This window comes from Polyangiaceae bacterium, assembly GCA_020633235.1.
In the GTDB taxonomy this organism is placed as follows: domain Bacteria; phylum Myxococcota_A; class Polyangia; order Polyangiales; family Polyangiaceae; genus JACKEA01.
Genome location: JACKEA010000001.1, coordinates 357,037 through 381,787, shown reverse-complemented (window position 1 = coordinate 381,787; position 24,751 = coordinate 357,037). Strand labels below are relative to the sequence as shown.

At 67.4% G+C, this 24,751-nt stretch carries 18 protein-coding genes; 10 read left to right on the top strand and 8 right to left on the bottom strand.

The features are described 5' to 3' along the window. The first annotated feature begins 56 nt into the window (after positions 1 to 56). Both H6717_01770 and H6717_01765 read left to right on the top strand, forming a co-directional pair. Positions 57 to 2,399, top strand: coding sequence for a S46 family peptidase (locus H6717_01770; GenBank protein MCB9575740.1), 2,343 nt, complete (start codon positions 57 to 59; stop codon positions 2,397 to 2,399). Positions 2,400 to 2,604: 205 nt separating this feature from the next. Further along, complete coding sequence (locus H6717_01765) at positions 2,605 to 5,157, top strand: histone H1-like repetitive region-containing protein (GenBank protein MCB9575739.1); 2,553 nt, start codon at positions 2,605 to 2,607, stop codon at positions 5,155 to 5,157. A 101-nt stretch (positions 5,158 to 5,258) separates the two neighbouring features. Here H6717_01765 and H6717_01760 read toward each other — a convergent pair whose 3' ends face one another. Continuing rightward, positions 5,259 to 6,239: a DUF2236 domain-containing protein gene (locus H6717_01760; GenBank protein MCB9575738.1), complete on the bottom strand. Its 981-nt coding sequence runs from the start codon at positions 6,237 to 6,239 to the stop codon at positions 5,259 to 5,261. Positions 6,240 to 6,360: 121 nt separating this feature from the next. On the opposite strand from H6717_01760, the gene H6717_01755 reads away from it, so the two are divergent. After that, complete coding sequence (locus tag H6717_01755; GenBank protein ID MCB9575737.1) at positions 6,361 to 7,314, top strand: CHAD domain-containing protein; 954 nt, start codon at positions 6,361 to 6,363, stop codon at positions 7,312 to 7,314. On the opposite strand, the gene H6717_01750 is transcribed toward H6717_01755, so the two are convergent. After that, positions 7,265 to 8,296 carry an isocitrate/isopropylmalate dehydrogenase family protein gene (locus H6717_01750; GenBank protein MCB9575736.1) on the bottom strand — a complete coding sequence of 344 codons (1,032 nt, stop codon included), beginning with the start codon at positions 8,294 to 8,296 and terminating at the stop codon, positions 7,265 to 7,267. The genes H6717_01755 and H6717_01750 overlap by 50 nt on opposite strands. 68 nt (positions 8,297 to 8,364) lie before the next feature. Between H6717_01750 and H6717_01745 the strand changes: the two genes are divergently transcribed. Further along, on the top strand, positions 8,365 to 10,122 hold the full coding sequence (locus H6717_01745) for an ABC transporter ATP-binding protein (GenBank protein ID MCB9575735.1): 1,758 nt from the start codon (positions 8,365 to 8,367) through the stop codon (positions 10,120 to 10,122). A 381-nt stretch (positions 10,123 to 10,503) separates the two neighbouring features. Beyond that, a complete protein-coding gene (locus tag H6717_01740) occupies positions 10,504 to 11,694 on the top strand; it encodes a hypothetical protein (protein MCB9575734.1) in 1,191 nt (396 codons plus the stop codon). A gap of 174 nt (positions 11,695 to 11,868) precedes the next feature. On the opposite strand, the gene H6717_01735 is transcribed toward H6717_01740, so the two are convergent. Beyond that, positions 11,869 to 12,792 (bottom strand): PEGA domain-containing protein, encoded by a 924-nt coding sequence (locus tag H6717_01735; protein MCB9575733.1) that lies wholly within the window; start codon positions 12,790 to 12,792, stop codon positions 11,869 to 11,871. Between the two features lie 17 nt (positions 12,793 to 12,809). Then, positions 12,810 to 14,204 carry a protein kinase gene (locus H6717_01730; GenBank protein ID MCB9575732.1) on the bottom strand — a complete coding sequence of 465 codons (1,395 nt, stop codon included), beginning with the start codon at positions 14,202 to 14,204 and terminating at the stop codon, positions 12,810 to 12,812. A gap of 303 nt (positions 14,205 to 14,507) precedes the next feature. On the opposite strand from H6717_01730, the gene H6717_01725 reads away from it, so the two are divergent. Together H6717_01725 and H6717_01720 are read left to right on the top strand one after the other, a co-directional pair. Then, complete coding sequence (locus H6717_01725) at positions 14,508 to 14,843, top strand: hypothetical protein (GenBank protein MCB9575731.1); 336 nt, start codon at positions 14,508 to 14,510, stop codon at positions 14,841 to 14,843. A gap of 49 nt (positions 14,844 to 14,892) precedes the next feature. Beyond that, positions 14,893 to 16,008, top strand: coding sequence for an SUMF1/EgtB/PvdO family nonheme iron enzyme (locus H6717_01720; GenBank protein MCB9575730.1), 1,116 nt, complete (start codon positions 14,893 to 14,895; stop codon positions 16,006 to 16,008). Positions 16,009 to 16,076: 68 nt separating this feature from the next. Here H6717_01720 and H6717_01715 read toward each other — a convergent pair whose 3' ends face one another. Continuing rightward, entirely contained in the window at positions 16,077 to 16,826 is a 750-nt protein-coding gene (locus H6717_01715) for an alpha/beta fold hydrolase (GenBank protein MCB9575729.1), read from the bottom strand. A gap of 146 nt (positions 16,827 to 16,972) precedes the next feature. Here H6717_01715 and H6717_01710 point away from each other — a divergent pair, with 146 nt between their 5' ends. Next, positions 16,973 to 17,998, top strand: coding sequence for a pirin family protein (locus tag H6717_01710; protein MCB9575728.1), 1,026 nt, complete (start codon positions 16,973 to 16,975; stop codon positions 17,996 to 17,998). Then, positions 17,995 to 18,693 (top strand): SDR family NAD(P)-dependent oxidoreductase, encoded by a 699-nt coding sequence (locus H6717_01705; GenBank protein MCB9575727.1) that lies wholly within the window; start codon positions 17,995 to 17,997, stop codon positions 18,691 to 18,693. The genes H6717_01710 and H6717_01705 overlap by 4 nt, the downstream gene beginning before the upstream one ends. A gap of 3 nt (positions 18,694 to 18,696) precedes the next feature. Here the strand turns inward: H6717_01705 and H6717_01700 are convergent, their stop codons facing one another. After that, positions 18,697 to 19,689, bottom strand: a complete 993-nt coding sequence (locus H6717_01700) for a hypothetical protein (protein ID MCB9575726.1) — start codon at positions 19,687 to 19,689, stop codon at positions 18,697 to 18,699. Positions 19,690 to 19,872: 183 nt separating this feature from the next. Continuing rightward, the gene (locus H6717_01695; GenBank protein ID MCB9575725.1) at positions 19,873 to 20,934 is read right to left on the bottom strand and encodes a hypothetical protein; all 1,062 of its coding nucleotides are present in this window, start codon (positions 20,932 to 20,934) and stop codon (positions 19,873 to 19,875) included. Between the two features lie 324 nt (positions 20,935 to 21,258). On the opposite strand from H6717_01695, the gene H6717_01690 reads away from it, so the two are divergent. Continuing rightward, positions 21,259 to 22,623 carry an ATP-binding protein gene (locus H6717_01690; protein ID MCB9575724.1) on the top strand — a complete coding sequence of 455 codons (1,365 nt, stop codon included), beginning with the start codon at positions 21,259 to 21,261 and terminating at the stop codon, positions 22,621 to 22,623. A gap of 54 nt (positions 22,624 to 22,677) precedes the next feature. Here H6717_01690 and H6717_01685 read toward each other — a convergent pair whose 3' ends face one another. Next, positions 22,678 to 24,735 (bottom strand): hypothetical protein, encoded by a 2,058-nt coding sequence (locus H6717_01685; GenBank protein MCB9575723.1) that lies wholly within the window; start codon positions 24,733 to 24,735, stop codon positions 22,678 to 22,680. Between the last annotated feature and the right edge of the window lie 16 nt (positions 24,736 to 24,751).

Below are 24,751 nucleotides of genomic sequence, written 5' to 3'. Positions count from 1 at the left end.
ACGACTGCAACTTGCCAACCGACGCGTTAGCGAGGACGCTACCAAAAGGACGACCCATGAAACCCGCGCTCCTCTTCATGGCTTGCGTGTCGGCCGTCCTCGTATCCGCCAGCGTGCGCGCCGATGAAGGGCAATGGATGCCCAGCCAGATCTCCAAGCTGGATCAAGGTCGCCTCGCAGGGTTGGGCTTGCGGCTGGGCCCCGCGGACCTGTGGAACGAGAGCGGCGGGTTGATGCGCGCCGCAGTGAACCTTTCCGGCTGCACCGGAGCGTTCGTCTCCGAAAAGGGCCTGATCGCCACCAACCATCACTGCGCCTATCGCGCCATCCAGGGGCAGAGCAGTCCCGAGCACGACTACATTTCAAACGGCTTCTTGGCGAAGAAGCTCGATGGCGAGCTACCGGCCAAGGGCTACACCGTACGCGTCTTGAGCCACGTGAAGGACGTGACCCAAGACGTCGTCAGCGCGTTGAAGGGCGCCTCGGACGATCGCTCTCGGGCGGAAGCGATCGAGAAGAAGAAGAAGGAGCTGGTGCTCGCGTGTGAGACGAAAGATGCGAGGCGCCACTGCGAGGTGAACGACTTCTACCTGGGCAAGCGCTACGAGCTCAGCGAGTACCTCGAGCTCGAGGACATTCGTCTGGTGTATGCGCCCCCTGCGGGCATCGGCGACTACGGCGGCGAGATCGACAACTGGATGTGGCCGCGCCACTCCGGTGATTTTGCCCTGCTTCGGGCCTACGTGGGCAAGGACGGCAAGCCGGCGGAGTACTCGAAGGACAACGTCCCCTTCTCGCCGGCGGAGCACCTGCGGGTCAGCGCCGAGGGTGTGCGACCCGGTCAGCTGGTGATGGTGTTCGGCTACCCCGTGCGCACCGCTCGCTACCTGCCGGCAACGGAGGTGAAGCGCCAGCTCGAGCAGGTGCTCCCCGCCACGGTAGATCTGTACGGAGAGTGGCTCGAGCTCCTGGCCGCGCAAGCGAAGCGAAGCCCCGCCGTCGCGATCAAGGTGGCCGCGCTGAAGAAGGGCGTCGCCAATCGCGAGAAGAACGCGCGGGGCATGTTGGAAGGTTTGCGGCGCCTCGGTCTCGCCGAGCGCCGCGAACAAGAGGCCGCGTCCCTGGCGGAGTGGGCGAAGAAGCCCGGGCGCGAAGCCAGCGCCAAGGCGCTCGGCGAGCTCGCCGCTCTCAGCGCCGAGCGGGAGAAGCGTTTCTCGCGCGCTCTGCTGCTCGACAACGTTCCGCGTGCCAGCAACCTGATGGGCCTCGCCGTTCACCTCGTGCGTCTCGCCCGCGAGCGCCAGAAGCCGGACATCGAGCGCGCCGTCGGCTACATGACGCGGGACGAGCCGGAGCTATGGAAAGCGGCGGAGCGCCGTCTTCGGGATTTCGATCCCGAGGTGGACGCCGCGCTGCTCGCCACCCTCGTGGTGCGTGCCAAGAAGACGAATCCGCCGCTGCAGGCGCTGGCTAGCCTGGCCGCGGGCCCCAATGAGGCCGCCATTTCCCGAGCCCTGGCCCCCAAGCTCGCAGCGTCTGCGCTGAAGAACCCCGAGCGCGCCAAGAAGCTCTTCGACGCCAAGCCCAGCGAGGTGGATGCCTTTTCCGATTTCTTGTTTGTCGCGGCGCGGAAGCTCGCGGACGCCATCGAGGCTCTGGAAGCCGAAGAGCGCACCGACACCGGCGTGCTCGCGCGCGTCGGGCCGACGTATTTCGAGATGCTCGAGGCTCAGCGCGGCGGTCCCGTCTATCCCGACGCCAACGGCACGCTGCGTCTCAGCGTCGCTACCGTGGGCGGCTACAAGCCCCAAGACGGATTGCTCGCGCTGCCACAGACCACGCTCATGGGCGCCGTAGAGAAGGCGACCGGCAAGGCGCCCTTCGCGTTGCCCCAGAAGGTGCTCGACAAGGCGGAGCAGGCGAAGAACACGTTCTGGGCGGACTCGGAGCTCGGGGATCTCCCGCTCTGCTTCCTCTCCAACGCGGACACCACCGGCGGCAACTCCGGCAGTCCCGTCGTCAACGGTCGCGGCGAGCTGGTCGGCCTCAACTTCGACCGCGTGTGGGAGAACATCGCCGGAGACTTCGGCTACAGCAAGGCGCGCTCCCGCAACATCAGCTCGGACATCCGCTACATGCTCTGGCTCCTGGATCGAGTGGACGACGCGTCCCCGCTCCTCCGAGAGCTCGGCGTGGCGAGCTTCCGTGGGCTTCCCGCTCGGCGCCCGCGCCCCGCGTCGGTGATGCGCAGCGCCGATGGCGGCCTCCGCGGCGGGCCGGAGCCCACGGACAGCGAGCGCTCGAGCTGCGGCTGCCGCAGCGGCCCAGCGGCGCCGGGATCTGCCGCTTTCGGTGGCCTACTGCTGGGAGCGCTGCTCTGGCTTCGGCGTCGCCACTGAACACTCGTCACGCTTTCAGCGGACGCTTGGCCTGCCCTGCAGAGCAACGGACCTGAAGACCTGCGCTCCCGTCGCGGATGTTCACTGTTTTTCTGTTCACATCCCCGATCCCCGATGGTACGGCTTTCGACCATTCAGCAAAATGGCGAAGACAAAGCGCAGTAGCGGGGGCCGGACCACGAAACAGCGGCTGCACACGCGAGCAGTGAGCCGCACCCGCCCCGCCGCCAAGAAGGCCGTCAAGGCGACCCGCGGAAAGACGGGCAAGGCGAAGACGTCGAGCCCGCGCAAGACAGCCAAGACGAAGACGTCGAACGCGCGCAAGACGACAGCGCGCAAAGCCGCCGCGCGCAAGACGGCTGTCCGCAAGACCGCCGCGCGCAAAACGGCTGTCCGCAAAGCCACCGCGCGCAAAACGGCTGTCCGCAAGACCGCCGCGCGCAAAACGGCTGTCCGCAAGACCGCCGCGCGCAAGACGGCTGTCCGCAAGACCGCCGCGCGCAAGACGGCTGTCCGCAAGACCGCCACGCGCAAGTCGGCTGTCCGCAAAGCCACCGCGCGCAAGTCGGCTGTCCGCAAGACCGCCGCGCGCAAGACGGCCAAGGCGAAGACGTCGAACGCGCGGGCGACGACCGCGCGCAAGACGACCAAGACGACCAAGGGGAAGAGCCGGCAGCGCGTGGCGACCGCAGCGCGACGCCCGGCCGCGACGAAGGCAGTGACGCCGAAGGCGACCGCAGCGCGACGCCCGGCCGCGACGAAGGCAGTGATGCGGAAGGCGACCGCGACGAAGGCAGTGACGCCGAAGGCGGCCGCGTCGAAGGTCGAGCGTCGCAGCGCGACGGCGACGGCCCGCGGGGTACCGGTGCCGTCAGCGCCGGTCGCCCCGGGTGCTTCCGCGGCGGACCGACAACCATTGATCGGAGTTCGGGTGGGACGGCTGCCCCCGCGAGCGGAGAGTCGGGCGGCGCTGCCGCCACGCCCCGGGTTTTCGTCGCCCCACATGACCCGCCTCGCGGTGAGCCCCACCCTCCGGCGCGAAGAGATCACGCAGCACATTTGGAAGCGCGTGGACGAGTTGGCCGGCGCCCTCGGCATTTCGGCGCTGCGGACGGAGCAACGTCGCGCCATTCGCTCCGTCCTCGAAGGCAAGGACACGCTGGTGGCGCTGCCCAGCGGCTTCGGCAAGTCGGCTTGCTATCAAGTCCCTGCGCAGCTCTTGCCGCAACCGGTGGTGGTCGTCTCCCCGCGCGCGGCCCTCGGGCGCGAGCATCATGATCGACTGCTCCATCGCCGCGTACCCGCCGTTCGCTTGGACGCGTCGGTGCAGAACGGACAGCGTAAGAGCGCCCTCGCCCGGGTGGCGCAGGGCGGGCCGCTGATCGTGCTGACGACGCCGGACGAGCTGGCCGGCGCGGAGCTTTCGGAGGCCCTTGCGCGCACCGGCATTGCGCTGCTGGTGGTGGACGACGCGCACACCGTGTCCGAATGGTCCGACGAGCTGTGCGGCGCAGCCACGCTGCTCGGAAGCCTCATCGCACGGCTCGGGTCGCCGCCGATGATGGCGCTCTTGGGCGCGGCGCCACCAGCGGTGCGACACGACGTGGTGGACGGTCTCGGCCTGCGCGCGCCCACGGTGGTGGACGACGTCGCCCTGCGCGACAACATCGTGTTCGAGACGCTGGAGGCGCGCGGCGAAGTGCGGCAGCGCGCGCTGGTGCAGCTGGTGATGCGGCTCCGACGCCCCGGCATCATCTACGCCGGCACGCCGCGCGAGGTGGACGCCATTCACGCTGCCCTCGGGGCGGCGCGAGTGCCGGTGCATCGCTATCATCCCGAGCTTCCCGCCGGGGAGCGCGTCGGCGAGCAGCTGAACTTCATGCTGCCGGGCCGTCGCACCGTGATGGTCGCCACCAGCGCCTTCGCGCCCCACGCCGGGCTCGTCGGACTCGGTGAGGCGCACCACATGGACCGGGCGCCGGATGGCTTCGGGTTGGGCCTCGACAAGCGGGACGTGCGCTTCGTGATTCACTGGGGTGCGCCTGCTTCCCTGGAGCAATACGCCCGCGAGATCGGCGCTGCCGGGCGCGACGGCGAGCTCTCCCACGCCGTGATCCTGTTCGAGCCCGGAGACTCGAGCCGCAATGCGGCCACCCTGGCTCGGCATCGCATCGCTGCGCAGCATCTTTCGTCGTTCGTCCGCGCCTTGGAAGCTCGCGCGATGGAAGCGACGTCCATCGCCGTCGAATCCCTGGCCTTGGAGAGTGGTCTCACTCGAAGCACCGCGGACACTCTCGCGCTGGTGCTCGATTCCGCGGGGCTCGTCAGCTATCGCGCCGGCTGGCTCACGCCTTCGGTGCCCACGGCGTTGCTCATGGAGCAAGCGCGGCGCCTCGCCACGCGCATCGGAACGCTCCGCGCCCAAGACGAAAAGCGTCTCGAAGCGGTATCGCGCTACGTGGGCGGCAGCCCCAGCGAATGTCGCCGGGTCGCCCTGGCGCGCTACTTCGGAACGGCGGGCCTCGCGCGCTGCGGCAAGTGTAGCGCCTGCGGTGAGCCGAGCCTGGTGACGACCACCGACTCCGACGCGCCCCGTCGCCGCGAGCCCGCCCGCGACTTCAGCGTCACCCGCGTGGACGACAACCGGGGCTACGACCGCTACCAGCGCTTCGAGCACGGCTACAGCTCCGACCGCCAGAAGGAGTCGCTCACGGCCAAGCTCGGCGACTTTGGCGACGCCCTGGCCCGCGCCCGCTAGGCCTTCCGCGAGTCCGTTCGCGAGGTTCCGCGGCGGACCGACATCCTGTTTGCGATCTTCTTGTCGCTCCGGCGCGGAACCTCACGCCACGACGTCGCGAGTCAGCCGCTGGTGGCGGCGCGCCGCGCACGCTTTCTGCGAGGCCGCGCGTCAATCGCGCTCATGGCAATGCGCTCCAGCAAATTGCCGACGCGGTCCGGCCCTTCGACGCCGTCGAGGCGCCGCGTAGCGCGCACATAGGCCGGCACGTAGCGCAGGCGCGGGGGCACCAGCGGATAGGTCCGGCGCAGCGCCGCGATGGACGCCGCGTACAGCGCGCGATCCCGCCGCGTCCAGCTGAGGCCGAACGGCGCGCGCAGGCGCTCCGGCATCAGGCCGGCGGTCATCACGCGCAGCCAGGCGAACAGCGGCCGAGCCGACGGCTTCGGCGTGCTGAACAAGAAGCGTCCCATCTCCCGCGCGGGTCGCCCGACTCGGATCACGTCCGACGCGAGCATGCGACGCATGTACGCCTGAAACGCGTCCCAGTCTTCGGGCAGCACCTGCTGCGGAATTCCGAAGAGCCGCGCGAAGCGCCGGCTCTCCGCGTAGTACTGGCGTCGGTCCAGCGGGCTCAACGGCCCCAGCACCTGCTCGTAGGCCAAGATGGCCGAGTCCAGCAGGGTGGCGTGAACCCACATCAGCGCGTTTTCGTCGTTGGCCTCGTAGAAGGAGCCGGCCGCGAAGGCGCCGACGTTTTCCGCGATGTGCCCCTGGATCCGCGTATGGATGGCATGCACGCGCCGCGCCGAGCGCTCGGCTTGCGCGAGATCGCCGAAGACCATGGCGAACACGTTGTCGAAGGTGCGTTGAAAGCGCCCTAGCGGATCATTTCGGGTGTCGGAGTGTTGATCCACGGCGTGCGCCACGAACGGGTGGGCCAGCTGCAAGAGGGCCGCGCGCCCTCCGGCGAGGAAAATGATGCTTTCCCGATCCACCTTCCAGGAGGCGCTTCCGGGACCGTAAATCCCGGCCTCCGGCCGCTGCACCTCGGCCTCGAGCCGGGCCAGCTCTCCCTCGATGTCGGCGCGGGAAACGGTCATGACTTGCTAACCCCTCCGTCCGAGTTATTTCTCCCACTGTCGGCTCGCGGCGGCAAGCTGCCGTCGCGGAAGGATCTTCATGGGCTACTGCCTTCACCATCGAGAAACGCTGGATGTCGCCATGCGGCGCATCGCGAGCGAGCAGCTCGACGCCGCCCTGCAGGAGCTGCTCGTGGAGGGCCCGGGCGCGGACGAAGCCATCCACGAGATGCGCAAGCGCATGAAGAAGCTCCGCGCCCTGGTGCGACTCCTCCGGCCCGAGCTGGGGGACGAAGTCTACGCCTTGGAGAACGCCTGCTACCGAGACGCCGCCCGCGCGCTGGCCAGTGCGCGCGAAGCCGCGGTGGCCGTCGCCACTTTCAAGGGTCTGGTCGAGGGAGCTCGCGAGCAAATCGAGCCCAGCGCCTTCGACGACATCGGCCAACGCCTCGGCCATTTGCACGGCCACGCGGTGCAGCAGAGCCACGGCATGAATCGGGCGGAGGTGATCGAGTCCCTCGAGGCCGCGCGGCAGCGAGTGGACACCTGGCCGCTCAGCCACAAGGGCTGGCGCACCATCGGCCCCGGCTTCCGGCGCACCTACGGTCGCGGCCGTGACGCCTTCGGCCTCGTGCGACGAAAGCCCACCACGGAGCGCTTCCACGACTTCCGCAAGTGGGCGAAGTACCACTTCTATCAAGTCCAGATCTTGGAGCCGATCTGGCCCGCAGCCCTCGAGCAGCGTCGCCAAGCCCTGAAGGATCTCTCCGAGCTACTGGGAGACGAGCACGATTTGGCAGACCTGCGCGCGGTGCTCCTGGACACCCCGGCACAGGAAGGTCAGTTCGGCGCCCTCGGGCCGCTGCTCACGCTGCTGGATCAACGACGCGAGGCCCTCAGGGATCGCGCCCGCGCCCTGGCGATTCGACTCTACGCGGAGTCCCCCAAGGCGATCGACGATCGCTTTCACACGTTCTTCCGCGCGTATTCCGCAGAAATGGTGCCGGAGCCGCCGCCGGAGCACCCGTCCGACGCGCCGCCGCCGCTCACCCGTTCAGACGTTCGATCACCGCCTCCGCAAACCCAACCGTCGTGAGCTCCCCACCCAGGTCTCGCGTCTTCTTTCCGTCCGAGAGCGCCTGGTCGTAGCCCTGCTTGATCTTGGTGGCCACGTCCCGGCAGCGGGCGTCGCTCCGCGTCTCCGCCAAGTGGTTCAGCATCATGGTGGCGCTCATCAGCAGAGCGAGGGGGTTCGCCACGCCCTGGCCGGCGATGTCCGGCGCCGATCCGTGCACGGCTTCGAACACTGCGTCGTCGTCCCCGATGTTGGCTCCGGGTGACACGCCCAATCCGCCCACCAAGCCGGCACACAGGTCACTCACGATGTCGCCATACAGGTTTTCGCACATGAGGATGTCGAACTGCCCCGGATCCTGGACCAGCTTCATGTGGCCGGCGTCCACGATCACCTCTTGGTAGTCGATGTTCGGGTAGTCGACCTCGTGCACCCGGCGAGCCTCTTCCAGCAGCATTCCATCGCTCATCTTCATGATGTTCGCCTTGTGGAACACCGTGATCTTCTGACGCCGGCGGTGCGTGGCGTAACGGAAGGCCCAGCGGGAGATGCGCTGGCAGGCCACGCGGGTGGCGACCTTCATGCTCACCACCACGCCGTCCGTAATCTGATTCTCGATACCGCTGTAGAGCCCCTCGGTGTTCTCCCGGATCACGATCAGATCCACGTTGTCGTAGCGGGTCTTCACTCCACCAATGCTGCGAAACGGGCGAACGGCCGCGTACAGGTTGAGCCTACGACGCAGCGCGACGTTCACGCTGGAGTACCCTCGCCCCACCGGCGTGGTGCACGGGCCCTTGAGCGCCACGTGATGCTCGCGAATGGTGCTCACCGTGTCTTCCGGCAGCACGTCTTCTCCGCCACGCTCGAGCGCCGCTTCCCCCGCGTAGCGCGTCACGAAGGTCACCGGCGCCTGGGCCGCCTCCAAAACGCGCTTCACCGCCGCCGCCACCTCCGGGCCGATGCCGTCCCCCGGAATCAACACCACCGTGTGATCAGCCATGCCTCTTTCCTACCACGAGGGAAATCAAGCTTGCTGATACTTCGCCCTTTCGCCAAGTAGACCTGAACATGCATCCCCTCCGTCGCCTGTGGCGCTACGCGGACCGCCGCCGCCGCAGCATCGTCTTGGCCACTCTGTTCTCCGTCGCCAACAAGATGTTCGACATCGCGCCGGAGGTTCTCATCGGCATTTTGGTGGACACCGTGGTGAAGCGCGAAACTTCGCTCCTCGCCCGCCTGGGCGTGGTGAACGTGGAGCACCAGCTGTTGCTATTGGCCGGGCTCACGACGCTGATCTGGATCCTGGAGTCCACCTTCGAGTACCTGTACGCCGTCCGCTGGCGAAACCTCGCGCAGTACATCCAGCACGATCTGCGCCTGGACGTGTACGCTCACGTGCAAGAGCTTCCGCTCTCGTACTTCGAGAGCAAGAGCTCGGGGCAGATCCTGAGCGTCATCAACGACGACATCAATCAGCTCGAGCGCTTTCTCAACGGTGGCGCCAACGACCTCATCCAGGTCGGCGTCTCCAGCGTGGCGGTGAGCGTCATCTTCGTGGTCCTCACACCGCAGGTGGCGCTCGTGGCGCTGCTACCGGTTCCGCTCATTCTCCTGGGTGCCTTCTATTTCCAGAAGAAGCTCGAGCCCCGCTACGCGGAAGTGCGTGATCGCGCGGGCGTGTTGAACGGCGTGGTGAACAACAACCTCTCGGGTCTCGCCACCATCAAGGCGTTCGTGGCCGAGAAGCACGAGATGGCCATGGTGATGGGGCGCAGCGAGGACTACCAGAACGCCAACGCCCGGGCCATTCGCGTCGCCAGCGCCATCACGCCGGTGATCCGCATGGGAGTGCTCAGCGGGTTCGTCGCCACGCTGTTCTATGGCGGCATGCTCACGCTACGAGGCAGCCTGGCGGTGGGCGCCTACAGCGTGCTCGTGTTCCTGACCCAACGGCTGCTCTGGCCCCTCACGCGATTGGCGGACATGACGGACCTGTACCAGCGCGCCATGGCCTCCACCCGCCGCGCGCTGGATCTCTTGGAGGCGCCCATCGACGTGCGCGACGGCACGGAGTGCTGGCCCGCAGGGGAGCTCCCCGGAAGCATCGAGCTCGAGGACGTGTCCCTGAGCTACGGCGATCACCCCGCATTGCGCGGAGTGAGCCTGAACGTGGCTCCGGGCACGACGCTGGCGCTGGTGGGCTCCACCGGCTCCGGCAAGAGCTCGCTCACCAAGCTGCTGCTGCGCTTCTATGAGCCAAGCGCGGGGCGGATCCTGATCGACGGAGTGGACATCTCCACGTTGAAGCTCTCCGAGCTGCGCGGCGCCATCGGCTTCGTGAGTCAGGACGTGTTCCTGGTGGACGGCACGATCGCCGAGAACGTCAGCTACGGCAGCTTCGACGCCACACGAAGCCAGATCGAGGCGGCCGCCCGAGCGGCGGAGGCTCACGAGTTCGTGGAAGCGCTACCTCTCGGCTACGACACCCGGGTGGGCGAACGTGGCCAGAAGCTCTCCGGCGGACAGCGCCAGCGCATCGCCATCGCCCGCGCGATCCTGAAGAACCCGCGCATCTTGGTGCTGGACGAGGCCACCAGCGCCGTGGACAACGAAACCGAAGCCGCGATTCAGCGGAGCCTCGCCACCATCACCAAGGAGCGCACCACGGTGATCGTCGCGCACCGCTTGAGCACCATCCGACACGCGCACCAGATCTGCGTGCTCGAAGGCGGGCGCGTCGTCGAGCAAGGCACCCACGAAGAGCTCGTGGCACGCGGGCAGCGCTACGCCGCCCTGTGGCGGCTGCAAACGGGCGAAGTCGATTAGACCCACTGTTCACCTGGGTTGACCACCATCGGTGCCACTCCGGCGAGAGCGACGGACAGGTGCCGCCGCTGCCGCGCGTCGTTCGAGGGCGGACCAAGCGGCCGGAATGTCTGCAACGATGGCGATCCGAGACGAGTGCGAACGGACGACAGAATTCGACACCGCGAAGACGATTTCAGTTGACGAGCTTGCGGCCGCTCCGCGCTCTCATTTCGTCGCTCTCGTTCGCACAGCGTCCGCGCAGCGCACGTGTGCCCACTGGGCGCGCGTTCGAAACGAAATCGATCTTCGAAGTGCCCGCGTGCTCGAAAGCGCCTCGAGGGGGCGCTGAAGAACGCGAAATTTCCCATGGTATGCCAGGGGAAACCACGGGGGTTTGTCATGTCATCATCCAAAGCCATTTCCGTAGAACTGTCTGCCACCGAGCGCACTGCGCTCTCCGCACTTCAAGACCTCTCCAATCGCGATCTCTGGTCCAGCGCGGTCGTTGCCAACGCCGGTCGGCGCAAAGCGACCGCGCACTTGGTCGCGCACCTCGCCGAAATCGACCGACGTGAGCTCGTGTACGACCAGGGCTACTCCTCCATGTACGACTTCTGCGTGCGCGGCCTGGGGATGAGCGAGGGCACGGCGTATCGGAGCATCGCCGGGGCGCGGGCGGCGCTCTCGTTTCCGGTGGTGCTTTCGCTGCTCGCAAGCGGAGATCTGCACCTTTCCGGGCTTTCTCTGTTGGCTCCGCGGCTCACGGAGGAGAACCACGCGGCGCTGCTGGAAGAAGTCGCCGGCAAGACGGGCGCCGGGATTCGCGTCGTGCTCGCGCGCTGGTTCCCGAAGCCGGACGTCCCGGACCAGGTGAAGCCGCTGCGCACTGGCGGAAAGGGTCCAGCGCCCGGCGTGGAACCGCTTTCGGAAGGGCGCTTCGAGGTGCATTTCAGTGCCGGAGAGAGCCTGAAAGCGAAGCTCGAGCACTCCCAGAATCTGATGAGCCACGTGAGCCGGGAGCTGGAGGTAGTGGTCGAACGGGCGCTCGACGCGCTGATTCGCGAGCTGGAGAAGAAGCGCTGGGGCAAGACGGACAAGCCGCGCCGCTCCCGCGGAACGAAGCCGGGCGAGCCCGGCCGTGCAGCCCGGCGCGAGGTGTACGAGCGCGACGGTGCCCAGTGCTGCTTCGTGTCGGAGTCCGGCGTGCGCTGCACGGCAAGGGCGTTTCTGCAGTACGACCACATCGAAGCCACCGGCATCGGTGGTAGCGATGGCGCCTCCAATGGTCGGGTGTACTGCAGGAGCCACAATTTGAATGCGGCCAAGAAGACCTTCGGCCGCGAGTACGTTGAAGAGAAGATTCGCCTTCGTCAGCGAAGGCGTTCAGACACCGGGGACACCGGGGACACTACCGACGCCGAGGACACCGAGGCGCGGGAGAAGCAAGACAAGCTCCTCTTGGCGCTGACGACACAGGGCTTCAAGAAGGCGGAAGCCAAGAAGGTAACGGAGAAGCTCGCTGGAGAAGCCCGCAGCCTCTCGCTGGAAGAGCTGCTCCGTCGTGCACTGGCGTTGCTCGTTCCGCGGTAAGCGCGATGCGCGCGGGCTGATTCCGCGCCGAACGGACGCCGGGCCGCAGCTTGTGAGAGAGGACCGACTCAGGTGAGCACTGGGGTTAGAGCGCCGAGTATTCCTTCCTCGCGCCGCCTCGCAGCTGGCACCGCTCGCCTCGAAATCACGACCCTCGAGGCTGCGAGATACGCTCTAGAACCGATGCAGCACGGAAACGCTGCCGGCTCCTGGAATCAACGCGGTGGTGGGGCGCTCTTTCTCGTCGCTGGAGAGCACCAGGTAGGCGCCGGTGGCCAGCGCCACGCTGCCCACGATGAAGCTCACGCCGCTGATGGTGCCCAGGGTTCGCCCCGCGTCCGCGGCATCCGCGCCTTCCGCGTTGCAACGCTTCTGCGCGTCGCAGTTGTCGTCCACGGTGGACTTCTTTCCCAGCGTCATGATGCCCGTGACGGCACCCACGCCCACGCCGGCAATGCCCAAACCGCCGAGCACGTAGCCGAAGGTCTTCTTGCCGGATCCCGCGCTGCTCACCCCGACACCCGGCGTTGCCGCTTCCTCGTCGGTGACCGCACCCGCATCCAGGGCAACGCGCTTCTTCTCGCCCTCCGCCATGGTGACGGTGAGCTCACGCCGCGCGTGGCCCGGGGCCTCCACCGCGAGCACGTGCTTGCCCGGATCCACCGGTAGCAGCGTGTCGAGCGAGGCAGCGCCGAGCACCACACCGTCGCGGTACACCTTGGCGCCGGCGGGCGCGTCCGGTGATAGCCGCAAGCTGAGCTTCGGCAAGCGCGGTTCCAAGGCCGCAGCGCGTCCCTTGGCGATACCCTGACGTTCGTCCGTGGGCGGGAGCTGCTCCGCTACCTGACGGAACAACGTCCACGCGGTGGCCAGGTGGCCGAGCTTCTCTTCGCAGTCCGCGATGTTGAGCACGGTGCCGGCGGCGGGGTCCAGGCGATTGCTCTCGTGGAACTTCTCGCAGGCGAGCTTGTAGTCGCCGGTCGTCACCGCTTCCCGCCCCTGGCGAAACAGTGCTTCGGCGGCGGCTGGATCACGCCCTGCCGCTCCTGCGCTCGCCGAGAGGAGCATCACCGCCAGCGCCCAGCCGAATCGCTTCATGTCGCCAAGATATCCGTTCACAAGCGACGATCGAAAGGATTCGTGCTCGGGGGCTTCTGAGTGAGCGCTGCGGGAGGCGTGGGGTTGGCCGGCGGCGGGTTCTTCACGGTGGGCGGCCGCACCTTCACCGTGGGCGGCTGCTTCTTCACGGCGGGCGCCGGCTTTGACGAGGCAGAGGTCGGCGGAGCAGGGGTGGACGCCACGGGAGGCGCCGTTTCAGCGGTCTTGATCACCGTGACCACCACCGTGGGGGCGGGCTCCGGCGGCGCCGCCACCACCTTCGCCTCGGTGCCGGTGACTCGCCACACCACCACTCCACCGATCAGGAACAGCGCCAAGGCAGCCGCAGCGACGACGATGCCACGGGAACGCTTCCGCACCCCCGTGATGGACTCCACCGCGTTGGTCACCGGCCGCGCGGTGGTGTAGCTGCGACCGGTAATGGCACTGGTCACGTCCGCCGGCGCGATCAGCGTGGTCGACTCGCTGAGCCCCGGCGACGACGGCAACGGCAGCGTGAGCCGAGCCTCGCCGTCCGGCGTTGCCAGCGTGTCACGCAACGCGCTCTGCATGGATCGCGCATCCGGCCAGCGCTGGAAGCGATCGAAGCTCAGAGCACGGTCGATGATCTCGCCGAGCTCCGGCGGGATCTCCGGCACCAAGCTGCCAATCGGCGGCGCCTTCGCGGTTGCCGCCATGATCAGCTGCTCCTGCACCGTCTCTGCCTCGAACACGAAGCGCCCGGTGAGCAGCGTGAAAACCGTAGCGCCCACGGCCCAGATGTCCGTCCGCGCATCCACGTCGTCCCAACGACCGCGAGCTTGCTCCGGCGCCATGAACGCGGGCGTTCCCAACAAGGATCCCGTTCGCGTCTGGGAGGCGCTCGAGGACATCTCTCGCAAGCGCGCAATGCCGAAATCCAGCACCTTGAGCTCGCCGGACGTGGTGAGGAACAGGTTTTCGGGCTTGAGGTCGCGATGAACGATGCCCTTGTCGTGCGCCGATGCCAGCACGTCCAACACGCGAATGGTGAGCGCCAGCACCTCCGACACCGGCAGCTTCTCACCCTTGCGCGCCCAGCGGGCCTCCAGCGTTTCCCCCTCCAGCAGCTCCATCACCAAGAACGGAGCTCCGGTCTCGTCGACGTCGTCGTCCAGCACCTTCACGGTGCCGGGGTGGTCCACCATGTTGGCGACGTAGCCCTCGCGCAGGAACCGCGGCGTCACTTCCGCGTCGAGGGCGATCTCCGGGTGTAGGATCTTGATCGCCGCCCGGGCGTGGTTGCGATGAGTGGCGGCATACACGGTGGCCATGCCGCCGACGCCCAGCACGCGATCCAGGCTCCACTTGCCGCAGAGGGTGGAGCCGACGCGCGTCTTGGCGCGCTCGCTGACTGAATCGCTAATGGCCATCGGGGGTCGAACTGCTCTGACGTACGGCTAACGCTCGGGGTTCGTGAATTCTTACGGAAAAGTGATACGCGCCCAGATCCCCGAGCTTTCCATACTTAAACACCTTTAAGTGCGCCTGCGTGCGCCGCTTTCATACACCCACCCTCATGCACCGACGTGCGTCACGCGCACATCCACGTCCCCGTTCATACCTGCACCGACACGAACCCACCAAACTTCGCGGCGGCAGGGAAGGCGAAGGAGAGATCGGGCAGTATCATCGGTCGTCGCGCCGCGTGCTGGCGCCCTAGGAGGTTCATCGACATGCAAGGTATCCGGCGCCGTTTGCTGATCACTGGTTTGGCGGGATTGGGTCTCGCGGGGTCGTTCTACGCGGGCGTGGCCTACGCGGCCGACGCTCGCCTGGATGCGGCCGACCAGAACGTGACCAAGGCCATCGCCCTGCTCCAAGCGGCGGAGAACCCCGGCGTCAAGCCTCCCTTCGGCGGTCATCGCCTGAAGGCCATCCTGTTCCTCAAGAAGGCGCAGAGCGAGATCGCGAAGGCCAAGACCTACGCGGACAACCCGCCCAAGAAGAAGGACAAGCACGAGAAGCACGAGAAGCACGAGAAAGACGACCACCACGGCAAGAAGAAGTAGCGCTCGTGGCTAGGGCCCTCGGGGAGATTCTGATAGACCGGAAACCTGAATGGCCCTGAAACGCGGTGCTGTGGTGCTCCGACTCGCGGCGGCTTCGGTCGCCGCGTTCGGTTTTGCGGCGTGCGTGGTGTCCTTCGATGGCTACGAGCTGGCGGCCGACGGCGCTGCCGGCTCTGGGGGCGACACAGACGCATCTGCGGGGGGTGTAGGGGCGACGGGGGGTGAGAGCGGCAGCGGCGGTGTCGGGAACACGGGTGGCGCCGCAGGATCAGGTGCGACCGGCGGCAGCGCGGGAACTGCCGGCACGGGCGGCAGCGCCGGAACGGGAGCTACGGGCGGAACCGCGGGCACGGCAGGCGCTGGCGGCACTGCGGGAACGGGCGGAACCGCGGGAACGGGCGGAACCGCGGGAACGGGCGGAACCGCGGGAACGGGCGGAACCGCGGGAACGGGCGGAACCGGCGGCGTCGCTGGCGCGTGTCCGACGACCGGAGTGGACGGCCCGGCGCTCGTGAAGGTCGAGCTCGCCGGCGGGGGCTTCTACTGCATTGATTCCACCGAGGTAACTCAGCAACAGTACTCCGCCTGGCTGGGTAGCAGTCCAAGCACCTCGGGACAGCCCGCTGGTTGCGGTACCAACAGCAGCTTCGTGCCGAATTGCTCCGAGTACAACCCGGTGAACAAGGCCGGACATCCCGTGCTGTGCGTGGATTGGTGCGACGCCTACGCCTACTGCAAGGCAGCAGGCAAGCGCCTGTGCGGCAAGATCGGGGGTGGAAGTGTGACCCCAGCGAACGCTTCCAACGCCAGCGTCAGCCAGTGGTACAACGCCTGCTCCGCGGGGGGCACCAAGCTGTATCCGTATGGCAACGCCTACGACTTCGGCTCCAAGTGCAACGACCTAGACTACAACGCTTCGGCGACCCTACCAACGGGTGGCCAAGCGTTCTGCCAGGGTGGATACCCGAACCTGTTCGACATGAGTGGGAACGTCCGGGAGTGGGAAGACGACTGTGACACTTCGGATCAGTGCGCCCAGCGCGGCGGAGGCTATCTCGATTGGGACAAGTCCTCGCCATCCGCCAAGTGCACCTCCGCAGAGCTCGCCCCGCGCATGAACAAGAGCAATGAACGGGGCTTCCGCTGCTGTTGGGACGGGACTTGACGATTTCCTTGTCGGGCCGGCGCGGAAACGCCGTTACCGCGGCGCACCGACACAAAAATGTAAAGGGCCTACGCGGTCCGTAGGAATGCGAGGGCGGCGCGGGCAAACGCTTCGCGAAACTCCTCGAAGATGGGGCCGTGCCCGCCGCCGGGAATCACGAACAGCGACGCCCGCGGAAGACCGCGAAACAGACTCACGGAGATTTCGACGGGGTAGAGCGGATCGCGGTCGCCGTTGACGACCAGCGTCGGCGCGATGACCTCGGCGAGATCTGCCGCGCTCAGGTTCATGTCGTCGGTGCTGTCGGCGAAGTCGCGGGCGTGCTGCCACAGGGCGCGGATCTGAGCGTCGCCTCGCGGGTGGCGCGCACGCATCGTCTGCCACTCGCTCTCCGACATGGCGTCGGGGTTCACCGAGCGCATGATGGCGCGGGCCTGCTCGGGAAAGTGCGTGGTGGCGGCCACCAACACCAAACCGGCGGCGCGCTCCGGGGCGGCAATCGCCGCGTGCAGCAAGGTGTTGGCGCCGAGGCTGAGGCCGATGCCGTAGTAGCGCTCGACGCCCAGGGTATCGAGCAGCGCGAGCAAGTCGCGGGCGCCCTCGCGATGACTGAACCTGCCGCTCGGGTTCGTCGAGCGGCCGTGCCCGCGAGCATCCAGCGCCAGCACGCGGTAGCTCCTGGCGAGCTCGTCGAGATCGAACACCAGCTCCCAGTCGGCGTGGGACCCCGTCATTCCGTGGAGCAGCACGAGGGCATCGCCCTCGCCACGCTCCGTTACGAACAGCTCGAGATCGCGAACGGCAACGACTGATTCCATGCAGCGAGGGTGCGCGGTGGCGCGCCACGTTGATAGCTGTCGTGTTTTTGGCTTAGAATGCACGAACCTAGAACGGGGGTGGAGCCGGGGGCAACGCGCTGCGTTACGGCTGACGCTTTCGCGAAAGCGGCCTTATGCTCCGGGCCATGACGACGAACGCGGTACTGCAGACCGTACCCCTCGGCTTTCCCTGGGGAACGGTGGATCCGTTCCTGTTCTGCGTGCATCACGACGACGCCTACCCGGCGGGTAACGACAAGCTCGGTCCCGCGGTGTCGCTCGCGGGGCGGCAGCTCGGGATGGACTTCGAGGTGCGTGACGGTTTCCGCATGTACCACGGACACGTGGTGCCCGGCTTTCCGCAGCACCCGCATCGCGGCTTCGAGACCGTGACCATCGTCCGGCGCGGGCTCATCGATCACTCGGACTCGCTGGGCGCGGCGGCGCGCTTCGGCCGGGGAGACGTGCAATGGCTCACGGCAGGCGGCGGCATCGTGCACTCGGAGATGTTCCCGCTGCTCGACAAGAGCGGGCCGAACCCGGTGGAGCTGTTTCAGATCTGGCTGAACCTGCCGGCGGAAGACAAGCTGGTGGAGCCGCACTTCGCGATGCTGTGGGGTGACGAGATCCCGCACGTGATGTCCACGGACGGCAAGACGGAGATCACCGTGGTGGCGGGAGAGCTCGACGGCCGGCGCGCACCGAGCCCGCCCCCGCGCTCGTGGGCCGCGCGCAAGGACACGGACGTGGCCATCTGGACCATTCGCATGGACGCCGGCGCAAGCTGGACGCTGCCGCCGGCAGGTCACGAAGACACGCTCCGCACGCTGTATTTCTTCGCCGGCCCCTCCCTCCGCATCGGCGAGCGGAAGCTCGACGAACACCTCGCTGCCCTGGTGCGTGCGGACGCGCCCATCACCCTGGAAGCGGGAGATGGCGAGTGCGAGCTCCTGCTCCTGCAGGGGCGCCCCATCGCGGAGCCCGTGGTGCAGCACGGCCCCTTCGTGATGAACAGCCGCCAGGAGATCCAACAGGCGATGCAGGACTACCGGCGCACGGGCTTCGGCGGTTGGCCTTGGCCGAGCGACGATCCCGTCCACGGCACGGACGGCGTGCGCTTCGCCAAGCACGCGGACGGCAAGATCGAAAAGAAGGAAGGAGACGCAGCGTGAGCAAGCCCCTGGCAGTGGTGGTGGGTATCGGCCCCGGCAACGGCGAAGCCCTCGCGCGCCGGTTTTCCAAGGCGGGCTACCAGCTCGCGCTTCTGTCGCGCAGCACGGATCTCTCGTCCAAGCTCGCGGCGGAGCTGGGGGACGCCCGGGCCATCGCCTGTGACGCGGGCGATCCCGCCTCCGTGGAGCGGGCCTTCGAAGAAGTGCGCACGCTCGGCACCGTGGAGACGCTGCTCTACAACGCCGGCTCCGGTGCCTGGGGCAGCGTGGAGGACATCACGCCTCAGGAATTCGAGAACAACTGGCGCGTGAACGCGCTGGGAACGCTCACCTCAGCGCAGCAGGTGGTCGGTCCCATGAAAGCGGCCGGCAAGGGCAACATCGTGCTCATCGGCGCCACGGCCTCCCGCCGCGGAGCTGCCGGAACCGCGGCCTTCGCTCCCGCCAAGGCCGCACAGCGCTCCCTCGCCGAGTCCATGGCGAAGCACCTAGGGCCCGCGGGCATTCACGTCGCCCTGATCATCATCGACGGCGTGGTGGATCTGCCCCGCACACGAAAACGCATGCCCGACAAACCGAGCGACTTCTTCGTGAAGCCGGACGCCGTCGCAGAGACGGCGTTCCAGCTCACGCGGCAAGATCGCTCGGCGTGGTCCTTCGAGGTGGAGGCACGCCCCTTCGGCGAGAAGTGGTGAACCTCAGGGCGTGGAGCCGGCGGGTGCCGGATGCCCCGGAGGCATTGCGGTCTTGATCGACCCTGGCGGCAACCGGATCGGTCGCATGCCGCCACCGGGACCACCAGGACCACCAGGACCGCCAGGACCGCCAGGACCACCAGCACCCGGCCGCGGACCGCCGTGGCCCATGCCGCCCATCAGCGCACCTTGCTGCTCGATCATGCGCAGCTGCCCCACGACGGCGTCGTAGTTGTCCATCATGGAGCGGCAGTTTTCCGGCGTCATGCTCTCGGTCTTGCGCTTGACCAGACCGCAGGTGTTGGTGTCCGGCCCGATGTCCTTGCACAGCTTGTCGACCAGCGTGGTGCACACCTCGCGCGCCTTCTTGATGCGCGTGATGGTGCCGGGCACGTCTTCCAGCGCCGCGCCACATGCTGCAACCGGCAGCAGCTCCGCGGCCGACTTGGCCTGGTTGCAGCCTGCAGTCGTCTCGCCGGCCTCGGCGCAGATCTTGTCCTGCCACGACTTGCACTGGGCGCTCAAACCGCTGCCCGCGGCTGCCGGCGCCTTGAACGGCGCACGTCCCTTCGCCTTTGCATCCCGCAGGAACCAGCCGCCACCAATGCCCGCCGCTAGCGCCAGCACACCGATGAGCACGAAGTTCGTCGTCGGCGATCGATTCGAGCCTTCGGCAACGACGCGAGCCTCCGCGCTGCGCCGCTTCACGGGCGCGCGCTTGGGCTCCGGTCGCTTGCTCTTGGCAGCGACCTTCTCCTCTTCTTCTTCGTCGTCGTCATCGTCGTCGTCCGACTCGCCCTTGGCGTCGTCGTCGTCGTCATCGTCGTCCGACTCGTCCTTGGCGTCGTCGTCGTCGTCGTCGTCATCGTCGTCATCGTCCGACTCGTCGTCGTCCGATTCGCCCTTGGTCTCCTCCTTTTCGGATTCCTCCTCGGACTCTTCTTCGTCTTCTTCCCGCTCGACCTTGGCGTCGTCGTCGCCCTTGTTCTTTTTCACGCGCGCACCGTAGAGGGGTTGCCCTTCCAAAGCCAGACAATTGGGCGAGATTCCGCGGTCATTCCACTCCCACGCAAACCCGCCCGAGGCCCCACGGGACTGGCAATTTGGCGTTGGATTTCGGGTTGATTGTCGGTCCGCCGCGGATCCCACGCGGCTCGTCGCCGTTTGGCGAATCGAAAACTACCCGCACGCGCCGGGGGGCCAGCAGCCGCCCGTGTTCGGCGCGTACTTCGGACAGATGTCCACGACCTTTCCCCCGGCGAAGTCGGCAGCCGCTTGGCAGCTCGGGTAGCCGAGCAGCGAAGGGTCGGAGCCGCACGTGCAGACGTCCTTCTGGCCGTCGTTGTACTCGAAGCAGCAATTGAGTCGATTCGTGCACACGCCATTGGCAGCCAGGGACGCCGCGTCAGCGCAGTCGGCAGCATAGATGTTTGCCGAGGGAAACCAGTCCTGGATTGGGCTGCCATTCACCGCACAGCCGCATTGCATCGGCAGCCCCGGCTTGGCTGTGCACGAAAGGCTGAATGTGTTCGCTCCCACCGGGCAGGAAATCTCGCACGGAGCCAGGACCCCGGGCCCGTAGCTGCAGGTGGCCTGGCTGCCGGTGACCGACGTCCACGGATCGTTCCCGTTCGCGCAGGCCTTCAACGCGAGCTTCTCCGACTTGCAGGGCTCGTCCGGGCTGCTCGAGAGGCTGCCGGGATTGACCGATTGGCACTCGCTGAGGGTGTCGTACGTCGCCGTCGTGCCGCAGGCGACGGCAGACTTCCACTCGGCGTCGCAGCTCGCGTAGAGGCCGAGGTAGTTCTCGAGCATGTCCTCCTCGCAGCCCACAACGAGCTCCGCCGCGGTACAGACTCCGGAGGCGTGGACCCAGGGCGTGGGTCCTCCGTCTTGCAGCGCCGGGCATTGCTGGACTACGGACGCACAGAAGTCGTGGATCAGCTGGGCGCGCGCAATCTGCTCGGGAGTCGGATTCTCGATCGGCTGCGGTGACGCAACATTGCATCCACCACCGGCTCCCGCACCGGCAACGCCCCCCGCTGCCGGCAGCCCGCCCGTGCCCGCAGCGCCACCGAGGCCGCCGGTGCCCGCGGCGCCCCCTGCGACGCTGGCACCGGCGTGCCCCCCGTTCGCGCTGGTACCGCCGCCGCCGCTACCGCCCCCGTCGGCTCCAACTTGACCGCAGGCAACCGCAGCGACCGCGAACAAGGCGCCGTAGCGCTTCATGAAGGCCGCCATGAACGACAGTGTAGCACCACGGTTCCGGCCGCGTCGGGTCTTGTCGCTCCGTCAGGGCCACTTCTTCCCGCCTCGCGCGGCAGCGTCGCTGCGCGCGAGCAACCCGCGTCGTGGTGCTGCGGAACGCACGCTGTAGGGTGACGCTGTGGAGCACCTCGCCTTGGATCTCCCACCGCACCGCAACACGCGGCCGGGCTCGATGCCTCCTGTGCGGAGCGAGACTCGACCGCGCAGGCGTGCCTTTCCGCCTCCGAACCCGACCCCACCGCCTTCTCGATTTACATTATGCGCTTCAGCATTATGCTTGTCTGCATAATGTTGTGGGTGGACCGTGAGTCCGAGCTGGGACGGCTGAATCGCTTGCTTCAGGGCAGAACGAGCGCCCTCTCCGTAGTCTATGGCAGGCGCCGCATTGGCAAGACGCGCCTCTTGGTGGAGTGGGCCCGCCAGCATGAAGGCGTGTACACGGTCGCCGACCAGTCGACGCCGGACATCCAGCGCCGCTACTTCGCGTCCGCAATCGGGCAGCGCCTCGAAGGGTTCGGAGAGGTCGAGTACCCCGACTGGACCGTGCTCCTGAGTCGGCTCGCGCGCGAGGCGCGAGCCGCCAAGTGGCGCGGGCCGATCGTGTTCGACGAGCTTCCCTACCTCGTCGCTGCCTCCCCCGAGCTCCCGAGCGTGCTGCAACGCTGGGTGGATCACGAAGCCAAGGAAGCCCAACTCGTCGTCGCGCTGGCGGGTTCGAGCCAGCGAATGATGCAAGGTTTGGTCCTTTCAGCGAGCGCGCCGCTCTTCGGCCGAGCCAAGGAAATCCTACCGCTCGGTCCGCTACCTGCGGGTTCCATACCCGAGGTGTTTCGCGTCCGCAGGGCCAGTGACGTGATCGACACCTTCGCGGCATGGGGAGGAGTGCCCCGTTACTGGGAGCTCGCGAGTGAAATGCAGGGCTCCGTCGTGGATCAGCTGGAAGCGCTGGTGCTCGATCCCGTCGGCGCACTCCATCGGGAACCCGATCGCCTGCTGCTCGAGGAACTGCCACCTGCGATCGAGCTGCGGCCCGTGTTGGACGCCATCGGCGCAGGCGCTCACCGGGTATCGGAAATTGCGGGCCGGCTGGGGCGTCCGGCCACTTCCCTCCCGAGACCGCTGGATCGATTGCTGGGCCTGGGGCTGGTAGCAAAAGAGATCCCGTTTGGCGACAGCGAGCGCAAGAGCAAGCGCTCCCTGTACAAGATCGTCGATCCGTTCATTCGAATGTGGTTCCGCATCGTGGCCCCGCATCGCGCGGCGCTCGCCGCGGGAACCAAGGCGACCCGCAAGCTGCTGCTCGAGAGATACTGGCCTGCCCTCGTCTCTACGGCTTGGGAAGATCTCTGCCGTTCGGCTGTTCCTCGGCTCGGGGACTGGGGGCCCGCCTCGCGCTGGTGGAGCAAGAACGACCCGGAGTGGGACGTCGTGAGCGAGTCGCGCGATGGCAAGCGGCTACTGTTGGGTGAGGTCAAGTGGCACCGCGAGCCCATGTCGCGCTCGGAGCTGCGCGCTGCAGCGAGCGAGCTCGACCGACGCCAACCACCGCAGCTGTCCAAGAGCTACGATGAGATCGTCCGCATGCTCTTCGTTCCCGAAACCACGCGTCGCCCCGGCGAGAACATCGTGGTGGGGGCTGAAGTGTTGAACGCGCTCGGGTGACACTGCCGCGGCGGCGGAACGTGAGGTTCCGCGGCGGACCAACAGGATGCTGCCCTATTGAGGGCAGGGAGTGCCGAGGGCGGCAGGCGCGGGCACCACGGCTACGCCCGTCTTCAGGAACGTCTCGGCGAAGCAGCCGTACTGGTACTTCACCTCGTCCCGCTGCTGGAAGATGTAGTGCGGGTCTTCGATGCCGTCGCCTTCGTACTGCACGACGATGGCGGTGAAGGGCGTGCCGTCTGCGGAGGTGACGTTGTTCTTGGCGGGGTAGCTCTGGATGCCGTCGCGGCCGACCAGGGCGAGCGCGTCTTGCATGTCGGCCCACACCACGTCCCCGGCTTGCTCGGTGCCGTAGGCCATGGCCATGGCGTTGTAGATGGACGTGGTCCAGAACTCGTCGCCCTTGCCGGCGGGCTCGTAGATCGGGCGTACGGGGTGACCTGGAAGCGGTCGAAGACCGATGCGCGACACGGCCACGTCGGCGTCTCCCGGCTCCCAAGCGGTGAACAGCAGGTGCAGGGCCGGGTGCAGGTAGGTCAGATTCTCGGGATCGACCTCGAGCAGATTGGCCGCCAGGTACTTCACGCCGTTGAAGAGCGGGCTCTCCACCATGAATTCGCTCCACATGCCGCCAGCGCCCGTGGGGATCACGGCCTTCACCAGCGGCTCCACGGGCGCCACCAGGTTGGTGTACTGCCCGCCCATCGATTGGCCCATCAGCAGCAAGCGATCGGTGTTGAAGTGGTAGCTGGTCTCGCCGCTGGGCAGCGTGGGGCCGGTGCATCCAGCGAGGATCGCGGGATCGATCTGGAGCGTGCTGAGGGCACGGATGAAGAGGCGCTGCTCGAACACGCCTTGACGGAACGTGGACGCGAACGGCCCCAGGTTCATCAGGTTGATGTAGGCGAAGTCGCTCGCGCCGGGCAGACGCTCGGGGTTGAGGGGCATGGCGGAGCCGGCCATGGCGTAGCCGTGGGGCTCGAGCACGAAGGCGGGGCCTTCACCCTTGGTGGGCGGCCCGCCGGTGACGGTGATCTTGCCGCGATCCACCAGCTGCGTGGACAGGCCGCCGGAGCCGTGGATGTAGACCGCGAGGGGGTAGCCGCCCGCCGGCATGGGTCCCTTTGGAATGGTGATGGCGACGGGCGAGACTTCGTCGCGCAGGCGCTCGGGAGTGCCGTCGCTGCCGAGCACCATCAGGCCCTCGGTATCGAAGGGGGGCGTGCCTTGCTGGAACTGCGGCACGGTCATGCTGCCGTGCAGCTCGCAGAAGCGCGGCTGCGTGGCGCCATCGTCGGGATCCAGCGCCAGGCCTTCGATCTTCGCGTCGTACGCTGCGAGCACTTTGTCGGACAGGGACAGAGTCTCCGCAACGACGTCGCCCACCGTGAAGACGGTGGCGGCAGCGACCTCTTCGCGATCCAACTGCAGCGTTTCGAGGGTTTCCCACAGTGGCAGATACAGCTTGGCGAGGTCGGCGCCGTGACTGCCGGCGGGCGTCCTCCCCGCCTTGAGCTCCACCATGCTCAGCGGAACTCCCAACGGCTCGCCCGCCGCGTCTTTCAAGGATCGCATAACGACGATGGCGTAGGTGCGATCCGTCGGCAGCACGATGCCGGGATAGGCGCCAACGGCCAGGAGGTTTTCGGGATTGAAACCATCCTTCGCGTGGACGTGGGCCGCCGTCGGATACAGCTTGCCGCGGTCCGGCGAGTCGGGATCCACGTCGACGAGGAGCACCGGTGAGGCCGCGTCGGCGGCGATCGCCGTCTCGGCGTCCAGCTCCGGCAGCGCGCCGTCGAATCGGAAGTACGCCGCCGGCGTGGCAGGGAACCCCGGGCGCGCCTCCGCCGCTGCGGTCAACGTCGCCGCCACGGAGTCGGCGGCTTGCGGCATCGCGCTCACGTTCGGGGTCCCGGCTTCCGTGAGACGCAGATCCGAGGGATACGGGAGATCATAGAAGCTCGCCGAAGACGAGAGATCGGCGTCAACGTCGAACACGACGCTGGTGCCTTCCACCGGAACGAGCTTCTTCGGCGCCGTGGTGCCGCTGTCGCTGTCGCCACAGCCACCAAGGAGGAGTGCCACCGCGACCGCAAGGACGAGCTTCATGGGGTGAAAGCGTAGT